This is a genomic window from Sulfitobacter sp. G21635-S1 (genome assembly GCF_027213915.1).
GTDB lineage: Bacteria > Pseudomonadota > Alphaproteobacteria > Rhodobacterales > Rhodobacteraceae > Sulfitobacter.
In genome coordinates, this window is record NZ_JAPWGV010000010.1 from 124,194 (window position 1) to 143,228 (window position 19,035).

Annotated in this window: 16 protein-coding genes and 1 pseudogene; 4 read left to right on the top strand and 13 right to left on the bottom strand. The window is 61.9% G+C overall.

Annotated features, from left to right (window positions below; all coding sequences use genetic code 11):
• Nucleotide 1: 1 nt before the first annotated feature.
• Genes O4H53_RS11970 through O4H53_RS11995 form a run of 6 tightly spaced genes read right to left on the bottom strand, consistent with a single transcriptional unit; the run spans nucleotide 2 to nucleotide 8,169 of the window.
• A complete protein-coding gene (locus O4H53_RS11970) occupies nucleotides 2-2,011 on the bottom strand; it encodes an acetyl/propionyl/methylcrotonyl-CoA carboxylase subunit alpha (protein WP_047998041.1) in 2,010 nt (669 codons plus the stop codon).
• Nucleotides 2,012-2,021: 10 nt separating this feature from the next.
• Nucleotides 2,022-3,629: an acyl-CoA carboxylase subunit beta gene (locus O4H53_RS11975; RefSeq protein ID WP_047998040.1), complete on the bottom strand. Its 1,608-nt coding sequence runs from the start codon at nucleotides 3,627-3,629 to the stop codon at nucleotides 2,022-2,024.
• Entirely contained in the window at nucleotides 3,626-5,017 is a 1,392-nt protein-coding gene (locus O4H53_RS11980) for a phenylacetate--CoA ligase family protein (RefSeq protein ID WP_047998039.1), read from the bottom strand. The genes O4H53_RS11975 and O4H53_RS11980 overlap by 4 nt, the downstream gene beginning before the upstream one ends.
• Before the next feature lie 26 nt (nucleotides 5,018-5,043).
• Nucleotides 5,044-6,204, bottom strand: coding sequence for an acyl-CoA dehydrogenase family protein (locus O4H53_RS11985; protein WP_047998038.1), 1,161 nt, complete (start codon nucleotides 6,202-6,204; stop codon nucleotides 5,044-5,046).
• Between the two features lie 7 nt (nucleotides 6,205-6,211).
• Complete coding sequence (locus tag O4H53_RS11990; protein WP_047998037.1) at nucleotides 6,212-6,991, bottom strand: enoyl-CoA hydratase/isomerase family protein; 780 nt, start codon at nucleotides 6,989-6,991, stop codon at nucleotides 6,212-6,214.
• On the bottom strand, nucleotides 6,988-8,169 hold the full coding sequence (locus tag O4H53_RS11995) for an acyl-CoA dehydrogenase family protein (protein WP_047998036.1): 1,182 nt from the start codon (nucleotides 8,167-8,169) through the stop codon (nucleotides 6,988-6,990). The genes O4H53_RS11990 and O4H53_RS11995 overlap by 4 nt, the downstream gene beginning before the upstream one ends.
• 94 nt (nucleotides 8,170-8,263) lie before the next feature.
• Here O4H53_RS11995 and O4H53_RS12000 point away from each other — a divergent pair, with 94 nt between their 5' ends.
• From O4H53_RS12000 to O4H53_RS12010, 3 genes and pseudogenes are all read left to right on the top strand, one after another.
• Complete coding sequence (locus O4H53_RS12000) at nucleotides 8,264-10,297, top strand: NADPH-dependent 2,4-dienoyl-CoA reductase (RefSeq protein ID WP_047998140.1); 2,034 nt, start codon at nucleotides 8,264-8,266, stop codon at nucleotides 10,295-10,297.
• Nucleotides 10,298-10,319: 22 nt separating this feature from the next.
• Nucleotides 10,320-11,322: pseudogene (locus O4H53_RS12005) on the top strand (class I adenylate-forming enzyme family protein); the annotation flags it as partial.
• A gap of 108 nt (nucleotides 11,323-11,430) precedes the next feature.
• A complete protein-coding gene (locus O4H53_RS12010; RefSeq protein WP_231582220.1) occupies nucleotides 11,431-11,799 on the top strand; it encodes an AMP-binding enzyme in 369 nt (122 codons plus the stop codon).
• A gap of 27 nt (nucleotides 11,800-11,826) precedes the next feature.
• Here O4H53_RS12010 and O4H53_RS12015 read toward each other — a convergent pair whose 3' ends face one another.
• The 5 genes from O4H53_RS12015 to O4H53_RS12035 form a co-directional block, all read right to left on the bottom strand.
• Nucleotides 11,827-12,282 (bottom strand): PaaI family thioesterase, encoded by a 456-nt coding sequence (locus O4H53_RS12015; RefSeq protein ID WP_047998035.1) that lies wholly within the window; start codon nucleotides 12,280-12,282, stop codon nucleotides 11,827-11,829.
• A 21-nt stretch (nucleotides 12,283-12,303) separates the two neighbouring features.
• On the bottom strand, nucleotides 12,304-13,029 hold the full coding sequence (locus O4H53_RS12020; RefSeq protein WP_047998034.1) for a helix-turn-helix domain-containing protein: 726 nt from the start codon (nucleotides 13,027-13,029) through the stop codon (nucleotides 12,304-12,306).
• Nucleotides 13,013-13,867, bottom strand: a complete 855-nt coding sequence (locus O4H53_RS12025) for an SDR family oxidoreductase (protein WP_047998033.1) — start codon at nucleotides 13,865-13,867, stop codon at nucleotides 13,013-13,015. Before O4H53_RS12025 ends, O4H53_RS12020 begins: the two co-directional genes overlap by 17 nt.
• On the bottom strand, nucleotides 13,864-15,801 hold the full coding sequence (locus tag O4H53_RS12030) for an AMP-binding protein (RefSeq protein ID WP_047998032.1): 1,938 nt from the start codon (nucleotides 15,799-15,801) through the stop codon (nucleotides 13,864-13,866). The genes O4H53_RS12025 and O4H53_RS12030 overlap by 4 nt, the downstream gene beginning before the upstream one ends.
• Before the next feature lie 112 nt (nucleotides 15,802-15,913).
• Nucleotides 15,914-16,675 (bottom strand): glucose 1-dehydrogenase, encoded by a 762-nt coding sequence (locus tag O4H53_RS12035; protein WP_047998031.1) that lies wholly within the window; start codon nucleotides 16,673-16,675, stop codon nucleotides 15,914-15,916.
• Nucleotides 16,676-16,766: 91 nt separating this feature from the next.
• Here O4H53_RS12035 and O4H53_RS12040 point away from each other — a divergent pair, with 91 nt between their 5' ends.
• On the top strand, nucleotides 16,767-18,122 hold the full coding sequence (locus O4H53_RS12040; RefSeq protein ID WP_114294392.1) for a TetR/AcrR family transcriptional regulator: 1,356 nt from the start codon (nucleotides 16,767-16,769) through the stop codon (nucleotides 18,120-18,122).
• An 18-nt stretch (nucleotides 18,123-18,140) separates the two neighbouring features.
• Here the strand turns inward: O4H53_RS12040 and O4H53_RS12045 are convergent, their stop codons facing one another.
• Both O4H53_RS12045 and O4H53_RS12050 read right to left on the bottom strand, forming a co-directional pair.
• Nucleotides 18,141-18,545: a PaaI family thioesterase gene (locus tag O4H53_RS12045; RefSeq protein ID WP_231582202.1), complete on the bottom strand. Its 405-nt coding sequence runs from the start codon at nucleotides 18,543-18,545 to the stop codon at nucleotides 18,141-18,143.
• On the bottom strand, nucleotides 18,542-19,024 hold the full coding sequence (locus tag O4H53_RS12050) for a PaaI family thioesterase (RefSeq protein WP_047998030.1): 483 nt from the start codon (nucleotides 19,022-19,024) through the stop codon (nucleotides 18,542-18,544). Before O4H53_RS12050 ends, O4H53_RS12045 begins: the two co-directional genes overlap by 4 nt.
• Nucleotides 19,025-19,035: the final 11 nt, after the last annotated feature.

A 19,035-nucleotide genomic window follows, 5' to 3' on the forward strand; every position in this document is an offset into this window, starting at 1 on the left:
CTCATAGCTCCTCGGATGGCAGTATCTCGGCGATGACCTGGCCGCGATTGACCATGTCACCATTCGAGACGGATATCTTGCTGGCGGTACCGGCTGCGGCAGCGCGGATCGAGATTTCAAGTTTCATTGATTCCATGACCGCGATCACGTCGCCTGCGGCGACGGGTTGACCGTCGGTCACCTTGATCTCGACGATCATGCCGGTTAGCGGCGAGACCACGGCGCGATCCGCTGCCGCATCGCCGCCGGCAAAGGTCAGCGGCGTGGCCGGGCGAAAGATCAGCCGACCTTCGGGCGTGTCCATCTCAATCACCCCGGCGTGGAGCCGCGCGTCGATCAAAAGGACGGTATCGCCCTCGCTCAGGCGCCATCGACCCGGCGTGATTTCACGCGCGGTCAACATGGTAGCATCGCCGTTTTCCGAAATAACGGTGTATTTGTCACCCGGTTTGACAGGGCCGACGCGCAATTCCTCCGATGCACCGGCGGAATCGGTGAGCGTCACGCGCTGTCCCGCCTCAACCGCATCTCCACCCAGGCCAAGCCGCCAGCCGGTGAAGGTATCGCGGTTGCTCCAGGGATCCACGTCCGCATCGCGGCGCGACGTTGCCACGAACAGAATCGCGGCTGCCGCCTTCCACCGCTCGGGGCGGGTAAGGGGGGGCGGCTGTGTCAGCGCGTCAAGCTGGCCGTCGATCCAGCGCGTATGAACCTGCATCTGCCCGAATTCGGGGTTTCGCGCTAGCGCCGTCAGAAAGGCACGGTTAGTTTCCACACCCTCCACCGCGATATGGTCCAGCGCCGTCGCCAGCCGCGCCAAGGCGGTTTCCCGGTCGGGCGCGTGAACGATCAGCTTAGCGATCATCGGGTCGTAATAGGGCGTCACCGCGTCGCCTTCTTCGACACCGCTGTCGATCCGCAGGCCGCCGGGCAGGCTGAGCGTGGTCAGCGTGCCCGTCGAGGGGGCGAATTGCATGGCCGGGTCTTCGGCATAAAGCCGCGCCTCGACGGCGTGGCCGTTGATCCGCAGATCCTCCTGAACAAGCCCCAAGCCCGCGCCCTCCGCAATGCGCAGGTGCAACGCGACCAGGTCCAGCCCGGTGATCGCCTCTGTGACGGGGTGTTCCACCTGGATGCGCGGGTTCACCTCCAGAAAGAAATACTCGTCCCCCGCGACCAGAAATTCGACCGTGCCCAGGCCGCGATAATTGAGCGTTTCGCCCAGGCGCACCGCGTCATGCGCGATCTCGTCAAGAAGCGCGCGAGGCAAGCCCCAAGCCGGGGCCTCTTCGATGACCTTCTGGTGGCGGCGCTGAAGCGTGCAGTCGCGCTCGAACAGGTGCAGCACATGGCCCTTGCCGTCGCCCGCGATCTGCACCTCGACATGGCGTGCCTCGGGCAGGAAGCGTTCCAGCAGAAGGCCCTCGGAGCCAAAGGTGGACTTTGCTTCGCGCAGCGCGCCCTCGATGTCCTCCACAAGCGTGGCTTCAACCGTCACGAGCCGCTGCCCGCGCCCGCCGCCGCCGCCGACCGCCTTGAGCAGCACCGGTAGGCCCATCTTGCGCACTTCCTGTGCGATTTCCTGCGGGTTGGAGCGCGCGCCCTGGGCGCCCGAGACAACCGGAATGCCGGCAGCAACCGCCGCGTCCTTGGCGCTGGCCTTGTCGCCGAAGCGTTCCAGCGTTTCCGGTGTCGGCCCCATGAAGATCATGCCTGCGGCTTCGACCGCGCGGGCGAAATCTGCGTTCTCTGCCAGAAAGCCGTAACCGGGATGGATCGCATCGGCGCCGACGGATCTGGCGGCGGCGATGACTGCGTCGATCTTCAGATAGCTCTCGGATGCGGGACCGGCACCGATGCAGACAGATTTGCCGATCTCACGGACGTGAAGGGCGTTGGCGTCGGCCTGCGAATGCACGCCAACAGGGGTGATGCCGCTGGCCCGCGCGGTGCGTGCGATTCGGCAGGCGATTTCGCCGCGATTGGCGATAAGAAGCGTTTTGATTTTCATGGTTTGCGCCTCACATCCTGAACACGCCGAAATGCGTTTCGACCTTGGGCCTGCGCGAAGCGATGTCCAGCATCAGCGCCATGACGTCCCGGGTCTCGGCAGGCTCGATCACGCTGTCGATCCAGAGGTTGGAGGCGAAATTGTAGGCCCCCTGGAAATCTTCGTATTCCTTGCGGATTGGTGCCTTGAAGGTTTCCTCCTCCTCGGGTGTCCATTTCTTGCCTTGGCGTTCGTTGATCTGGGCGCGCACCTGCGCTAGCACGCTGGCGGCCTGTTCCGGCCCCATGATCGCGGACCGGCCCGTGGGCCAGGCGAACATCGCGTCCGGCTGGAACGGGCGGCCAAGCATGGCCAGGTAACCCGCCCCGTAAGAGCCGCCGGTGATGATGGTGAACTTCGGCACCCGCGCCGAAGACATGGCGGTGATCATCTTGGCGCCCGCCTTGGCAATGCCCATCTGCTCGACGTCGCGGCCGACCATGAAGCCGTTCACATCCGCGAGGAACAGCAGCGGGATATCGCGCTGGACGCAGAGATTGATGAAATGCGTAGCCTTCAGCGCGGCCTCGACAAAGAGCACGCCGGTGTTGGCCAGGATGCCGACCTCGTGGCCATGGATTCGGCCCCAGCCGGTCATGAGGGTGTCGCCGAAAAGTGGCTTGAACTCGTGAAAATCGCTGTCATCGACAAGGCGCGCAACAATCTCGCGGTTGTCGGTCGGCACCCTTGGGTCTCGGCTGACGACGCCATAGATCTCCTCGACCGGATAGGCGGGGGGGCGCGGCGACGTCGGCGTCTTGCGCGGCTGCGGTTTTTCGCCCAGGTGGCTGACGATTTCGCGGGTGATGGCCAGCGCGTGCGCGTCATCCTCGGCAAGATGGTCTGTCACGCCGGAAACGGACGAATGCATCTTGCCGCCGCCCAGCGTTTCGGCATCGACCTTTTCGCCGGTCGCAGCAAAGGTCAATTCTGGCCCGCCCAGATACATGAAGCCCTGACCGCGCACGATCACCACCTCGTCGCAAAGCGCCGGGATATAGGCGCCGCCCGCGGTGCAGGGCCCCATGACCACGGCGATCTGCGGTACGCCATCGCCCGACATGCCGATCTGTTGATGGAAGATTGAGCCGAACTGCCCCTCATCGGGAAAGATACTCGCCTGCTCCGGCAGAAACGCCCCGCCGGAATCGACCAGGGTGATCACCGGAAGACGGTTTTTCCAGGCGATTTTCTGCGCCCGGACGTGTTTGCGGCAGGTCATGCCGAAATAGGTGCCGCCCTTCACGGTAGCGTCATTGGCGATTATCATGCACTGACGTCCCTCGATCACGCCGATGCCGGTGATGATCCCTGCACCGGGTGGCACGCCTTCATATTTGTTCAGCCCGGCGAGTTCTCCGATTTCGAGAAAGGGCGTTCCCGGATCGATCAGCCGCTCGACCCGTTCGCGCGGCAGGATCTTGCCTTTGCTGACATGCCGTTCCCGCGCATTTTCCGGGCCGCCGACGCGTTGTAGCAGCCGAAGCGCATGCAGTTCGCCGACCTTTTCCCGGTAAAGCGCATCGTTTTTCCGGAAGTCGTCGGACCCGGTGTCGAGAAGGGATTTCATTTTCGTCATGGCAGGTCCGGGTACTTTCTGAGGACAAAGGCGACCTTAGCTGCGCCGGGTTTTTCAAACGTATCCGGCGCGACCAGGCGAATGTCGGCCCTGAAAACGAGGGCATCGCGCAAGCGCTGCTCAATCTTATTCTTGAGGGCGTTGTCATCAGATGGATCGCGACCGGGACCGCGTTCGACGATCACTTTCAGCGCGCCCTGAGTAGTGTGGCCTTCGAAATCTGCCACGATCCGCATGACACCATTGGTTTCGGGCACCATTTCTGTGATCACGCTGTTGATCGCCGAAGGAAACACATTGGCCCCGCGCACAATCAGCATGTCGTCGGTCCGACCGGTGCAACGGATCTTGGGGCCGGTGCGGCCGCAGGAGCACTCGGTGTCGATGACCTCAATATAATCGCCCGACCGGAACCGCACCAGCGGGCTTGCCCGCCGGCCGATCGCGGTATAGATCATCTCGCCCTCGGCGCCTTTTTTCCAAGGAATGATCTCGCCACTTTCGGGATTGAGCAGTTCGGTGATGATGTAGTCCATGTTGACCATATGCATGCCCGATTGCGCGTCGCATTCGGCCCAATAGGTCACGCCCAGATCGGTGCCCCCCAGCATCTCGGTGCATTTGGCACCCCAGGCCGCTTCGATCTTGGCGCGGATCGCCGGGATGCCGCCGCCCGGTTCGCCGCCCACGATCACCCGCTCGACGCCCAGCTCGCTGGCCTTGCAGCCAAGCACTTCCGGAGCCTTTTCGGCCAGATGCAGAACGAAGTTAGGTGCGCCGACGATACAGCGCGGGCGCGTGTCCGCACAAGCGCGCAGCAACCTTTCCGCGCCGCCATCAGCCCCCACCGGCACGTCGATCGCACCCATGTATTGCAGTCCCTGCATCACCGGGATGCCGCCGACAAAGCCCTTGGCCAGCGAAAACGCATGCAGCACCATGTCGCCGGGCCGCACGCCGTTGGCAAAGAAACAGCGCGCCGTCATCTCGTGCCACATCTCGGCGTCGGATTCGGTCAGGGCCACATATGCGGGGCTGCCGGTTGTCCCCGACGAGGCCTGCATCTGGATGATGTCGGCCATCGGCGCGGCGCGGTGCTTGCCGAAGGGCGGCTCTGCCGCGAGGCTTTCGCGAATCTCGGTCTTGTATGTGTAGGGCAGCTTTTGCAGGTCTTCGATGGTGCGGATATCGCCGAATTCCACACCGGCCTCGGCGAACTTCTCCTGATAGAAGGTCGAGTTCGCCTTGAGATAGGCCATTTGATCGCGCAGCCGCTCTTCCTGAATGCGGCGCACCTCCTCGAGCGGCGTGCCCTCGACTGGGTGCCAGAAGTGATCGTTTACCTTGTCGGCGGCATCCTCCCGCCGGAAGCGCATTCCATATTGCATATTATCCTCCATTCCCGGCCGGGCGATCAATAGGACCGCGGCAGACCCATGACCTTTTCGCCGATGAAGCTGAGGCACAGCTCGCGGTTCACGGGTGCCGTACGCAACAGGCGCACCAGCGGATACATCTCGTAGAGTCCGGTATCCTCGGTGAAACCCGATCCGCCATGCGCCTGCAGTGCGGCGTCCACCGCTTCGATCCCGGCTTCGGCGGCGAAGTATTTGGCCATGTTCGACGAGGCCCCCGCGGGCAGCTTGTTGTCGAACTCCCACGCTGCGCGACGGGTCATCAGGCTGGCCATTTCAATGGCGGTGTAGGCCTTGGCCATCGGGTGCTGCACACCCTGGTGCGCCCCGATGGGTTGACCGAAGACATTGCGTTCGGACGCATAGGCCACACCTTTGTTCAGGGCGAAGCGGCCGATGCCGCAGCATAGTGCGGCCAGGATGATGCGCTCGGGGTTGAGGCTGTCGAACAGGATGGAAAACCCTTCGTCCACTTCGCCGACCACGTCCTCGGGACCCAGATCCACCTCGTCGAAAAACAGGGTCCACTGTTCTTCGGGCAAGGGGATCGAGATCTTCACCCGTTGTTGCGCGACGCCCTTCTTTTTCAGGTCCACGGCAAAAAGGGTGAACCCGTCGGTCTTGCGGCTGACCTCGGTGTGCGGCTTGGTCCGCGCCACAACCAGGCAATAGTCGGACACATCGGCCCCGGTGATGAAGGTCTTTTCCCCCGTCAGGCTGAACCGGTTGCCCCGGCGCTTGGCCAGCGTGGTGGACTTCATCGTGTTCGACCCGGCCCCCGGTTCGGTGATCGCGAAACAGAACTGGATTTCGCCCCGGCAGGCGGCTGGAAGCAGCTCTTTCTTGTGGAACTCGGTGCCGTGGCTGGCGATATGGGCCAGCGACATGGTCGGGCCGACCACCATCATCAGCAGCGGAATGCCGTGATTGGCCGTGCCTTCCATGAACAGGGCCATCTCGGTCATGCCAAGCCCGGCACCGCCGTATTCTTCGGGAACCATGATGCCCAGAAAGCCGTCATCGGCAATCTTTTGGAACATGTCCCTGGGAAATTCATGTTTCCGGGCATGCCGCAGCCAATAATCGTTGTCGAATTCTTGCGCCAACTGACCGCCGTATTCGTAGATCTGGCGTTGTTCGTCGTTCAAAGTGAATTCCATGTTTTCCTCAAGTCTTGAATTCGGGGGCGCGCCGGTTCTCGAATGCGTCGAGCCCCTCGGCCACGTCATCACTGGGCAGCGCGCGCACGGCGGCGTCACGCTCCAGCCGCATTTGCTGGTCGATGCCCAGGTCCGCACCTTCCCGTGCCAGCCGCTTCATCTCGGCGATACCGGGACGCGACCGGGTCGCGATCTTTTGGCAGTATTCCAGCGCGGACTTGTGCAGATCCGCTTCCGGCACGATGTAATTGACCAAACCCGCCTCTTTGGCCTCCTCGGCCTTCAGCCAGCGAGCCGAAAACATCAAGTCAAGCGCCCGGCGTTGTCCCATCAGCCGCGTCAGCCGCTGCGAACCGCCCCAACCGGGTATCAGACCAAATTGCGCATGCTGATCGCCGAACTGCGCCGTTTCGGCTCCGAAACACACGTCACATGCTAGCATTAGTTCGACCCCGCCGGCCAAACACAAGCCCTGCACTGCCACTACGACAGGGAGGGAGGAGGATTCGAGTGCGCGCAGGTTGTTCATGCCAAAGGCGATGAAATGGTCCAGCGCGGCGGGATCGTTCAGTTTGCCCTTCACCTCAGTCAGATCGGCTCCGGTGCAAAAATGTTTGCCCTGTGCCCGGATCAGGATCGACCGAACATTCCGTTCGGCCTCGAACCTGGCGCGCGCGTTCGAAATGCATTCATGCACCTTGAGCGACAAGCAATTGAACTTCTCTGGTCGAGCCAGCTCGATGATGCCGACGCTACCTTCGATGGTTACGGCGACGGGAGCGCTCATTTCGCTACTCCCTTCGCCTTCTTGTCATACTGCAGCGCCAGCCGCCCGACCTTCTCGCGGGCAATCACCAGCTTCTGGATCTGCGCGGTGCCGTCGCCAATCTGCAGACCGAGCACGTCGTTGTAACGCTGATGATGGGGCAGGTCGGTGGTGTATCCGTAATGCCCGTGCAGGATCAGACACTGGTGAATGATCTCGCAGGCGGTCTTGGGCAGATACCACTTGCACATCGCCGCCTCGGAGGTATGGGGCAGGCCCCGGTCGCGCAGGTCTAGTGTGTAGTAGCAAAGCTGCCGCATCATGGTAAGTTGCGTCTCGGCCTCTGCCAGCGGGAAGCTGACGCCCTGATATTGCACGATGGGGGCGCCGAACGCCTCGCGTTCCCGGACATAGGCCCAGGTTTCGTCCACCGATGCCTGTGCCGCGCCCAGGCATTCCAGTCCTATCAGCGCGCGGGAATAGTCGAACCCCGCCATGATCGTGCCGAAAGCGCGGTCCTGTTCGGCCATCATGCTTTCGGCCGGCACAAACACATCGTCGAAAAACACTGATCCGCGTCCGACCGGCTTGGTGCCGATGTCGTCGAAATGGGTACGCTTGATGCCCTCCTGGTTCAGATCGACAAAAAACGCGCTGACCCCGCGTGAGCCGCCGTCCGGATCGCCGGTACGCGCAAAGACTACCGCCGCATCGGCTTGGGATGCAAAGCTCATCGAGGTCTTCTCGCCGTTCAGCCGCCAGCCGTTGCCGGACTTCGTGGCCTTGAGGATCAGGTTCGCCGCGTCCGAACCGCCGCGCGGTTCGGTCAGGCCCAAGCCAATGACGGCCTCCCCCGAGACTACCTTGGGCACCCATTCCGAAGCGATCTCCTGGGAAGCATGCTTGGCCACCATCCCCCCCATGAGAGAGCCGAGGAGCTGAACATAGCTTGCGTTGAAATCGGCATAGGCGATTTCCTCGACGATCAGCCCGGAAGTAACCGAACTTTCGCCAAGTCCGCCGAATTCCTCCGGCAGATCGGCACCAATTAGTCCAAGCGCGCCCATGTCGCGGATCAGCGCTCGGTCAAACGTGTGGCCGCTTGCGCGCTCCTGATAGCTGGGCGCCAGTTTTTCAGTGGCGAATCTCTTGGCGGTTTCGCGAAACGCCTTTTGATCCTCTGTTGGCTGGAATTGCATCGGCGCTCCTCCCCGTGACCGAAATATACTCTTCCCAAAAATCTAACGAATGTTAGAATATAGTTCAAGCAAAGATTTGAGGAGGATGTTCACAATGGGAAACACGCAAAGGGAAAGCTTCGGAAACCTGCTTTCGCCCATCCGCGCAGGCACACACATGGTGCGAAACCGGATCATCATGGGGTCGATGCACACACGGCTGGAAACCGAGCCCGATGGCATTTCCAAACAGATCGCGTTCTACGCTGAACGGGCCCGGGGGGAGGCGGCGATTCTGGTCACCGGAGGGTTTTCTCCCAATGCCGAGGGGCTGTTCGATCCGGAAGGTCCGCGAATCGACGACCCGGACGAGGCCATGCACCTGCGTCCGATCTGCGAGGCGGTACAAGCCGAAGGCAGCCTGTTCTGCGCGCAGTTGCTTCATGCCGGACGCTACGCAAAGATCGAGGGCTGCGTGGCGCCATCACCGATTCGCGCGCCGATCAACCGTTTCATCCCGCGTGAGATGACCGACGCCGATATTCGCCGCACCATTGCGGATTTCGCCAAAGCCGCAGCCAACGCCCAGGCCGCGGGGTTCGATGGCGTCGAGATCATGGGTTCCGAAGGATACCTCATCAATGAATTCACTGTCACGCATACCAACAAGCGTGAAGACGACTGGGGCGGCAGCGCCGAGAACCGACATCGCTTTCCGGTCGAGATCGTGCGCGCCGTGCGAGACCAATGCGGGCCGGATTTCCTTGTCATCTACCGAATTTCGGCGGCTGATCTGGTCGAGGGCGGCGCGCCCGCCGATGAAATTGCGGCACTGGCGCGCAAGATCGAGGCGGCGGGGGCGGATATTCTGAACACCGGCATCGGTTGGCACGAAGCGCGCGTGCCGACGATTGCTTATCCGGTTCCGCGAGGTGCCTGGCGGCAGGCGGCGGCCAATGTGAAGGCCGCAGTGTCCATTCCTGTGGTCGCCTCGAACCGGATCAACACGCCCGCAATGGCCGAGGACATCCTTGCCTCTGGCGAGGCAGACATGATCTCGATGGCCCGGCCCTTTCTGGCCGACCCGCATTTCGTCAAGAAGGTGCGCGAGGGCCGCGCGGACGAGATCAACACCTGCATCGCCTGCAACCAAGCCTGTCTGGATTTTATCTTTTCCGACCGGCCGGTGAGCTGTCTGGTCAACCCTCGGGCAGGCCGCGAAACCGAATTCCGGGACACGCCGACAGATTCACCCCGGAAGGTGGCGGTTGTCGGCGGCGGCGCCGCGGGCATGGCCACGGCGGCCGAGGCGGCACGGCTGGGCCATGTCGTCACCTTGTTCGAAGCCCATGACAGGCTGGGCGGCCAATTGAACCTGGCGCGTGCGGCGCCGGGCAAGGACGAGTTCGACGAAACCCTGCGCTATTATTCCGGCCAGATGCACAAACACGGCGTCACGCTGCGCCTGGGGCAGCGGGCCGGTCTGGATGATCTGACCGGTTTCGACCATGTAGTGATCGCCACAGGGGTCACGCCGCGCATTCCCGATCTGCCGGGCGTGGACCATCCGAGCGTTGCCACCTATGCCGAGATCCTGTCCGGCGAACGTGCTGCGGGTGACAACGTCGTGGTGATGGGGGCAGGCGGCATCGGCCATGACGTGGCCGAATTCCTCGTGACCGGATCGGCAGAGGTCCACAGCACCAACGCATTCTGCGAGACATGGGGCGTAGACCCGACATTCGCCGCGTCGGGCGGTCTTGCGGGCGATCCGCTGGCACCGAAACCTTCGCGTCGCAAGGTGGTCATGCTTCAGCGAAAAACCTCGAAACCGGGGGCAGGGCTTGGCGTCTCCACGGGCTGGATCCTGCGCAACGCGCTGCGCAAACACGGGGTCGAGGCCATGGGCGGCGTGGTCTATGACCGTATCGACGACGCGGGGCTGCATATCCTCATGGACGGAAAGCCAAAGGTCATCGCCGCCGATACGATCGTGCTGTGCACCGGGCAGGAGCCAGAGCGGGCGCTGGCCGAGGCCCTCGCCGGGCGCGGAGTCACCGTCACGATGATCGGCGGGGCAAAAGAGGCGGCGGAGCTTGACGCGCTGCGCGCCATTGATGAAGGGGTGCGTTTGGCGCAGGGTCTTTGAATTGGCATGAGGGGAGGATGCGATGCAGCCAGAGGTTTTTCGCGCAGGACGCACCGATCTGTACTCGATCTTTCGAAGCCGCGCGCAGGACAGTGCCAGGGTTCTTGCCGTCGAGGACGGTCGCAAACGGCAGACCTACGCCGAGTTGCTGGAGCGGGTTGATCGTCTGGCCGCCGTCTTTCTGGCGAGAGGCGTCACGCCCGGAGACAGGATCGCGATCCTGTCCCACAACCGGGCGGAATATCTTGAAACCGAACTGGCCGCTTGCGCCGGATGAACTGCGGCATTGCATCGACCTGGTCGAGCCGGTTCTGGCGCTGGTCGAACCCGGCCTGCGCGGCGCGTATCATGCGGTCTCCGCTACCCGATGCATGGAGATCGGGCCGGATCTGGACGCGGCCATCGCTGGGGCCAAACCAGATCCGCGCACCGGAACCCTGGTGGAGGATCCCGAGGCCGGGCTGACGATCCTTTACACATCGGGGACGACAGGCCGACCCAAGGGGGCGCTGATCAGCCACCGCGCCCATATCGCTAGATCCATGGTCTTCGCGGCGCAACTGGCGCTCGATCCCGGCGACGGCTTCATCGCCTGGGCGCCCATGTTTCACATGGCGTCCACCGATCATGCGCTGGCGACGATCTTGCGCGGCGGCACGGTGGTGATGGTGGACGGGTTGCAACCTGCCGTCATCAATGAGGCGCTGTCACGCCACAGGATCGGCTGGTTCGTGATGATGCCGGGCGCGTTGGATGCCTTCATCGCCGAGCGGCGCGCCAACCCGCTGCCGGTGAAAGGGATCAAGGTCTGCGGCGCGATGGCTGATCTGGTGCCTCCACATCAGATCGCGGAGTTGACCAGCCTTCTGGACACGCCCTTCCTGAATTCCTTCGGGGCGACCGAAACCGGCTTGCCGCCTGGCACCGCGGGTCTGATCGCGCCCGGTGTCATACCCGAAAAACTGTCCAAACGGATCAGCGCATTCTGCGAGGTCCGGCTGGTTGACCCTGAAGACCGCGACGTTCCCGACGGAACGCCCGGTGAAATGGCGATGCGCGGCCCGACGCTGTTCTCTGGCTACTGGAACGCCAACGCCACCAATGCCCGAGACTTTCGCAACGGGTTCTTCCACATGGGCGATCTGTTCCGGCGCAATCCCGATGGCACGATCGACTTTGTGGACAGGGTTAAATACCTGATCAAGACCGGCGGCGAGAACGTCTATCCGGCGGAAATCGAGCGCGTGCTTCTGGCGCATCCGTCTGTTGTCGAAGCGGCGGTGGTGCGGGCGTTCGACGCGAAATGGGGCGAAGCCCCGGTGGCCTTTGTCGCCTGCGGCAATGACCGACCGGATGCGGATGCGCTGATGAATTTGTGCCGCGAAAGTCTGGCAGGCTACAAACGCCCGCGCGAGCTGCATTTCATCGCATTCGACGATTTCCCCAGATCGACCAGCGGAAAGGTCCAGCGGCATGTCCTCGAAGCCCGGTTGAAGGTCTGACCCTCGCCCGGTGCCCGGCCCCGGTCGTCACCCCGCCACGCCCGTCCGCCCCACCAGCGCCATCAGCGTCGCGGTCATCGTCGCGACCAGCTTTTCCTGTCCTCCCTTGGTGGCATAGGCGCGTGCCTCGCAGATGGTCAGGTTCCTTCCCGGTTTCACCACGTCGGCAACGAAGCGAAACCGTTCGCCGTCCGCCGGGTTGAGCAGGTTGATCTTGAATTCCACCGTCAACACCGCGGCATCGGCGGGCATCAGCGAAAAACCGGCATAGCCGCACGCACTGTCGAGCGCGGTCGAAACGACTCCGGCATGCAGAAACCCATGCTGTTGGGTGAAATCAGCACTGTGGGCCATCTCTAGGACGATATGTCCGGGGGTAAGATCGGCAATCCTGATCCCAAGCGTGCGCATCACATTCTGTCGATTGAAACTGTCGCGTACGCGTGCGTCATAGGCAGGATTTTTCGGTTCGAATGGCGTCATGGCGTGCTGCCCTCCTGAATTTCATTCATTGATGACCAAGATTAGCCGATCCTTGAGGCGCGCATCTTGTAGCGAACGGCCAAAACCGCACTGTGCCGCCTGTAAGCGAAGTGCGCGGGGTGGTTTTCCTGCAAAGGCACGGCAGGCGGCGGACATATGAGGTTGATCGTAATATCCGGCATCCAGCGCCAGATCTGTCAGGGACACGGTCTGCGTCGCGAGTTGTCCAAGCAACCTCCGAAAGCGCCGTGAGGCAGCGAGTCGCCGTCGTGACACGCTGGTTTCCTCTCGGACCTTACGTCGTTCCGTCCGGGCACTGCACAGCCCGGGTGACGCGGCAAAACGCAGACACTTTGCAAGTTCGTCGAGCATAGTGACCAACAACGGCAGCGCCTCGTCGCTCTGCTGAACGCGCGCCAGAGCTGAAGCCAACGGTTTCAGTTCCTCGGCCTCGGGCAAACGCTCCGGTCTTGACGACAGCCGTAGCCCGGCCACGACACCATGGAATGGCATTAGGCGGGGCGTGAAACCCGGGCGCGGTGGTGCCATCGATCCGCGCGCCCCGCCGCTGTCGTCGCACGTTATCGAAAGGGTAAAGAGGTCGGTCGCGAACCGCCCGCTTCCACGTCCGCTCAGTACACCCATATCGCGGAACACAAAAAGATGGTTGATCTGGGACGCTGCGTTCAGGGGCGGCGCCATTTCAAGATAAAGCGGCGCCGCCGCCAGGTCACTGGACGAACGCATCCCGGTTCTCAGCGATGAAATCGGTAAATCGACGGGCCGGGCGGCCCAACACGTCGCTGACCGTTGTCTCGATGCCGGCAAGGTAGCCCTTGGGCGCTATGGAGGCCAGTTCGACCATGGCTCCGGCGACCTCATCCTGCATCCCGCCAGCCACCATGGCCGCTTTCGCATCCTCGGCCGACAGGGGGGCACAGGTGACATTTCGCCCTGTCACTTCGGACAAAAGGGCTGCGATGTCATCGCCGGTTAGCGCTTCGGGGCCGGTCAGCCCAAGACCCTTGCCCTCAAATCCCGGGGCGGTCAGTGTCTCGGCGGCGACATCCGCGATGTCGCGGGCGTGGATCCAGGCTACAGGGCCGCCCAGATCATCGTGGTACACCCCGTTCTTGCCAATGTTGCTGGTCTGCCAGAACAGGTTCTGCATGAAATAGGTCGGCTGGACGAACGTCCAGTCAAGCCCGCTCTGCTTCAGCAGCTCCTGGGTTTCGGAGTGCCACTTTCCAAAAGTCAGCCCCGCCTTGGGCGACGCACCCAGCCCGGTGGCCAGAACGACATGGCGCACGCCCGCGGCCTTGGCGGCCTCGATCACGTTCGCCTTCCACTGGCGCATGTCCAGATGGGCAGGCGTGACCAGGTATATCTTTTCTGCCCCGTTACAGGCCCGCGCCAGCGCGGCGGGATCGGTGAAACTCGCGACGACGGCCTCGCATCCCTTGGCCTTCAGAGCGTCCAGACTTGCGGGGTTGCTGGTGACAGCGCGCACGGTCGCGCCCTTGGTCAGAAGCGTGTCGACAAGGGGGGCGCCGGTGGTGCCGGTGGCTCCGAAAACGGTGATCATGTCTTATCCTTTCGCAGGTCTGCAATGGGCTGGATTGTTTTCGGGTTGCTGATCGACGACAGATCGCCCGGATTCTCGCCAAGGAAGGCCGCGCGCACGATCCGGCGCATCGTCTTCATGGTGCGGGTCTTGGGCAATGCCTCGACGAAATGGATCTCGCGCGGGCGGAAGGGTTTCGACACGACCTCGCCCACCCGGTCCTTGAGCCGTTCGACAAGCGTCGCATTGGGCGACACCCCCGGCGCCGCGACGCAAATACAGACCACGGCCACCCCCTTGATATCGTCGGGCGCGGCGATGGCGGCGGCGTCCACCACCTCGCCGGTCCCGGTCAGCGCCGCCTCGATCTCGGGCGGGCCGATGCGTTTACCGGCGATGTTCAGCGTGTCGTCCGAGCGGCCGAGGATATACCAGGTGCCGTCAGGGTCGCGGCGCACCCAGTCGCCGTGCCGCCAGATGCCGGGATAGGTGGACCAGTAGGTTTCGAGATACCGCTCGCGGTCGCCCCAGATCGCCGGGGTCAGCCCCAGAGGCGGCTGGGTCACGACCAGTTCGCCCACCTCGCCCGGCGCGGCCTCGTGGCCATCCTCGCGCAGTACGCGCGCGCCCACACCCAGGGCCTGGGCCGAAAAACCGCCCTGCTTGATTTCGTGCAGCACAGTTGAGGTCAGGATCGCGCCGAACAGTTCGGTTCCACCGGAAATGTTCAGCGGCACAGCGCGGCGTCGGCAGATATGGTCGAGTTGCCAGAGCCAGGCCTCTTCCGTCCAGGGCTCGCCGGTCGAGGCGACGATGCGCAGGCGTGCCAAGTCATAGGCCAAAAGTGGCTCGGGGCTTTGCGTCATGAATTGCCGCACCAGCGTGGGGGCAACGCCGATGTGGGTCACCTGCATCTCGGACGCAATGCGCAACAGCCTGAAGGGATCGCCAGGGATAGAGGGCGCGCCCTCGGCCAGCACCAGCGTGGCGCCGGACAGCAGCACCGATAGCAGGGTGAGCGGCCCCATCACCCAGCCCATGTCGGTCATCCACAGGTGGCGGTCATCGCGTTTCATGTCGAGGCACAGCAGGATATCCGCCGTTGCCTTGGCCTGCACCCCGAGATGGGTATGCACAACGCCCTTGGGCCGGCCTGTCGTGCCCGAGGTATAGGCGATGAGGAAAGGGTCCTCGGCCTTGACGGCAACCGCTGCGAAATCCGGGTCGGCGGCGCCCAAAGCTTCGGTCCAGTCGAGATCGCGGGCCGGATCGGCCACCGCGCCGCCGAACCGCCGCAGGCTGAACACGGTATGAACGGAAGGCACCTCGGTCAGGGCTTCGGCCAGCACCGCCTCCATCCAGACCGGCTTGCCGCGTCTGGGTGAGGCATCCGCCGTCAGCACCGCCACGGCACCCGCATCCTTCAGGCGCGATATGATCGCATGCGGCGCAAAGCCGGAAAACAGCGGCACCGCGACCGCGCCCAGCCGGGCAATACCTAGCAGCGCAGCCTCGATTTCGGGGATCATCGGCATGTAGATGCCCACCGCCTGACCAGGCTGCACCCCGCGCGCGTCAAGGGCCGAGGCGACGCGGGCGACTTCGGCGGAAAGTTCGGAATAGGTCCATCGGCGGCGGCTTCCGTCTTCGCCGACCCAGTCAATCGCAGTCTTTTCGCCAAGACCTTCGTGAATTCGTGCGTCGAGACAGGTTTCCGTCAGATTCAGAGTGGCTCCGACAGCCCATCTGATCGATTCAGGCCCATCGGAAATATCCCGCAGCACCGTGTGCGGCTTGCCGAACCGTATACCGGCATGGTCAATGATCCGGCCCCAGAACCAATCCGGCTCCTCAGTGGCGCGGCGGACAAGATCCTCGTAACTGTCAATGCCGCAGTCTTTCAGAAAAGCGGTCAGCGTGCTTAATCGCTGAATGTCAGAGTCTGGCTGAAACATCCGCCACCTTTCTACAAGGAAAAAGGGCCGCGCATTTGGCGCGGCCAGTCGGGGAGGTAACCCTGGACACGGCGTGACGGCAATACCTTGTGACAGGCACTCCCGCCCACGGTCAACCGTGCATCGACAAGCCGCCGGAAACCGAGATCACCTGGCCGGTGATGAAACCGGCGTCGTCGGACGACAGGAAGCAGATGATGCCAGGATAATCCGTCGGCTGCGCCAGACGCTTCATCGGAATCGCCCGCTTGAGACCCTCGGCGATCTTTTGACCGGCCTCGCCCTCGGCAACCTGAGCAAACAGCGGCGTATCGGTCGGGCCGGGGGCGACAGCGTTCAACTGAATGCCCTTGCGCGCCAGTTCCCGCGCCACGGTTTTGGTGAACGAGATGATGCCGCCCTTGCAAGCCGAATAAACGGCTTCGCCCGAAGACCCGACACGACCGGCGTCGGAGGCGATGTTGACCACGCGGCCCCCGCCGTTATTGACCATGCCGGGCAACACCGCGTGGTGCATGTTCAGCGGACCATAAAGGTTGATGTCGATGACCTTTTTCCACAGATCCGCATCGCTGTCGAGGAACGGTTTTATCACATCCCAGCCGGCGTTGTTCACCAGCACGTCGATCGGGCCACCAGCCTCGAACGCGGCCACAGCCTTGTCCACCTCAGCCCGGTCGGTGATGTCCACCCTGTAAGCTTGGGCTTTTCCTCCGCCGCTCTGGATCAGACGGGCCGTTTCCTGCGCGCCGCCTTCATTCATGTCGAAGATCGCAACCTCGGCACCTTCTTCGCCGAAACGTTCGCACACCGCGCGCCCGATTCCGCTGCCGCCACCCGTCACGATGACACGTTTTCCATTTAATCCTCGCATATGGATGTCCTCCTCTTCCGCTAACACCTTCGCAAAGAACTTGATTCGAGGCGTCCTTTCGTACATTCTAACGCTTGTTAGATTTATTGCAATGGACATCCTTATGGGCGACAAGTATCGGTCGCGGATGATGCGAGGACTCGATGTGGTCGATAAAATCGAAGATGACCTGAGCAAGTCCGAAAGGACGCGGGGGGACGTCCTCGCTACGGCTGCCCGACTTTTTCGGCACGATGGCTTTTACGCGACGACGATGCGCGACATTGCCCATGGATCAGGGATAGAAGCCGGAAGCATCTACTATCATTTCCAATCCAAGGACCAGATTTTGAGCGAGGTTCTCGAACTTGGTGTGCGGCAGCTTTACGAGAAGGTCTGCGAAATCGTCCGCGCGACAAAGCAGCGCCCCGAAGAATTTCGCAAGACCTTCGCTTTGCTTATCGAAACCCACCTGACCTATCTTCTGACCGACAGCGACTTCACTTCCGCCAATATCCGGAACTATCCGATGCTGTCGGATGAAGCGCGCGCCCCACACCGTGAGTTGCGTGCCTCCTATGCCGGGGTATGGAGCAGCTTTCTGCAGGATGCCAAAGACTATGGCACCCTGAGAAACGACATTTCCGTTACGGCGATCCGGCAGTTCATATTGAGCGCCATGAACTGGACCGTCGAATGGTATAAAATGGACCAGTATCCGGTTCATATCCTCGCAGAACGTATGAGCAAACTGATACTTGACGGTATGTGTCCCAGTCACCGGGCTGACGTAGACGGCCAGAAGGCGGGCGACGTAGCCGCTTCTGTTGAAGAGCAAGACACCATCGGCAAGGCCGCAAAAACCCGCGCCGAAATCCTGAGGGCCGCGGCGCGCGTTCTTAGAGACAAAGGGTACAAGGCGACCACGCTAAGACAGATCGCGGATGAAGCGGATATGAAGGCGGGCAGCGTCTATTACCATTTCAAATCCAAAGACGCGATAGTGGACGAGGTTCTGAACGCCGGCTTGAGCGATTTGCTATCTGGGGTCACCGCAGCAGTCCAAGAATTTCATGCGCCAATCGACCATCATGCTAGGATCGCAACTGCGATTTGGACGCATTTACATTTTCTCTTCAAGGCAAGCGAATTCACGTCTGCGAACATCAGAAGCTATGGGATGCTGCCCAATCATTTAAGGAAGAGACACAGGGATATTCGTCATGAGTATGGGCATCTCTGGGACAGGGTTCTTCGCGAAGCGCAAGAGGCCGATGCCATAAGATCTGACATCAAGATTGTCCCTCTGCGCCAGGTGATGTTGGGCGCCTTGAACTGGACGGTGGAATGGTTTGATCCCAACAAGGAGGGAAGCTCGGGGTATCTTTCATTGTCTGAGTTCTCTGGCATGCTCATCAAGCTGCTTCTTGAAGGGATCTGCGACAGGGAGAACGTCGCGCGAGCCTGATGAGCGCAGCCATTGCGATCAAACCAGAAGGAAGTGGTACAGCCCTTCCGCAACCGCCTTTTCCCGGTCCGTCTGCCACGTGATCACGCTGACGCTCGCCATCCGCTTGCCCTTGCGGGTAACATTAGCACGGGCATAAAGCGATCCCTTCACGCCAGGTCGGAGGTAATCGACGGTCAGATTGATCGGCTTTGCCGGAACGTCCGCGAAATCGGGATGAACTGCGATAGCGGCGGTCGCTTCCATGAAGCTCGCGATGATCCCGCCATGGTAGTAGTCCATGACTGGGTTTCCGATGTGGCGTTCTACAAAGGTCATCTCGGTTTCGGCGTGGCAGCTGTCCACGCTCTGAACCTCGAAGTTGAGAAAACGGAAGAACGGCACGCGGGATACATTTGCATTGACGGCTTGCAAGTTGATCACGATGGCTCTCCTTTTTCCAACGCGTCAAACAGGCTGGAGTCTCCACGGGTCAATGCGAATGATGCGACTCCACGTGCAATTTCCGCATTCTCATGGCCATCAAACCAGATACTGCCCGAATTGAAGGCGATATGGCGGGTTTCCCGAAAACAATGCGCGCGAACGATGACGTCCGCGCGCGATCGAGCGGGCCGCAGGTAATCAACCCTAAGGTCAAGAGTGGCCATGGTGCTGACGCCCTCGATTGCCACAAAGTTTGCAAGACCGAACACACTGTCCAGCAGAGCCGTCAGGATGCCACCATGAAGCCGCGTTTGATCCGCGTCGACGCAAAACTCCGGATTGAACGGCATCCGAACTCGAACGCCTTCGGTCGAGACCTCTTCGATCTGGAGTGCCATATGCTTTATCAGACCCTTGCCGCGCGCATTCCACATCTGCGCGATCTGCTCCATCTTCCTCTTGGTGATATCGGACATGTGATCTTCCT

Bases quoted from the DNA above. Each gene is read 5' to 3' on its own strand.
- O4H53_RS12000 (WP_047998140.1), top strand. From the start codon at position 8,264: ATGGGAAACACGCAAAGGGAAAGCTTCGGAAACCTGCTTTCGCCCATC.
- O4H53_RS11995 (WP_047998036.1), bottom strand. From the start codon at position 8,169: ATGCAATTCCAGCCAACAGAGGATCAAAAGGCGTTTCGCGAAACCGCC.
- O4H53_RS12025 (WP_047998033.1), bottom strand. From the start codon at position 13,867: ATGATCACCGTTTTCGGAGCCACCGGCACCACCGGCGCCCCCCTTGTC.
- O4H53_RS12010 (WP_231582220.1), top strand. From the start codon at position 11,431: ATGGGCGATCTGTTCCGGCGCAATCCCGATGGCACGATCGACTTTGTG.
- O4H53_RS12040 (WP_114294392.1), top strand. From the start codon at position 16,767: ATGGACATCCTTATGGGCGACAAGTATCGGTCGCGGATGATGCGAGGA.
- O4H53_RS11990 (WP_047998037.1), bottom strand. From the start codon at position 6,991: ATGAGCGCTCCCGTCGCCGTAACCATCGAAGGTAGCGTCGGCATCATC.
- O4H53_RS12020 (WP_047998034.1), bottom strand. From the start codon at position 13,029: ATGCGTTCGTCCAGTGACCTGGCGGCGGCGCCGCTTTATCTTGAAATG.
- O4H53_RS12035 (WP_047998031.1), bottom strand. From the start codon at position 16,675: ATGCGAGGATTAAATGGAAAACGTGTCATCGTGACGGGTGGCGGCAGC.
- O4H53_RS12050 (WP_047998030.1), bottom strand. From the start codon at position 19,024: ATGTCCGATATCACCAAGAGGAAGATGGAGCAGATCGCGCAGATGTGG.
- O4H53_RS11985 (WP_047998038.1), bottom strand. From the start codon at position 6,204: ATGGAATTCACTTTGAACGACGAACAACGCCAGATCTACGAATACGGC.
- O4H53_RS12030 (WP_047998032.1), bottom strand. From the start codon at position 15,801: ATGTTTCAGCCAGACTCTGACATTCAGCGATTAAGCACGCTGACCGCT.
- O4H53_RS11980 (WP_047998039.1), bottom strand. From the start codon at position 5,017: ATGCAATATGGAATGCGCTTCCGGCGGGAGGATGCCGCCGACAAGGTA.
- O4H53_RS12015 (WP_047998035.1), bottom strand. From the start codon at position 12,282: ATGACGCCATTCGAACCGAAAAATCCTGCCTATGACGCACGCGTACGC.
- O4H53_RS11970 (WP_047998041.1), bottom strand. From the start codon at position 2,011: ATGAAAATCAAAACGCTTCTTATCGCCAATCGCGGCGAAATCGCCTGC.
- O4H53_RS11975 (WP_047998040.1), bottom strand. From the start codon at position 3,629: ATGACGAAAATGAAATCCCTTCTCGACACCGGGTCCGACGACTTCCGG.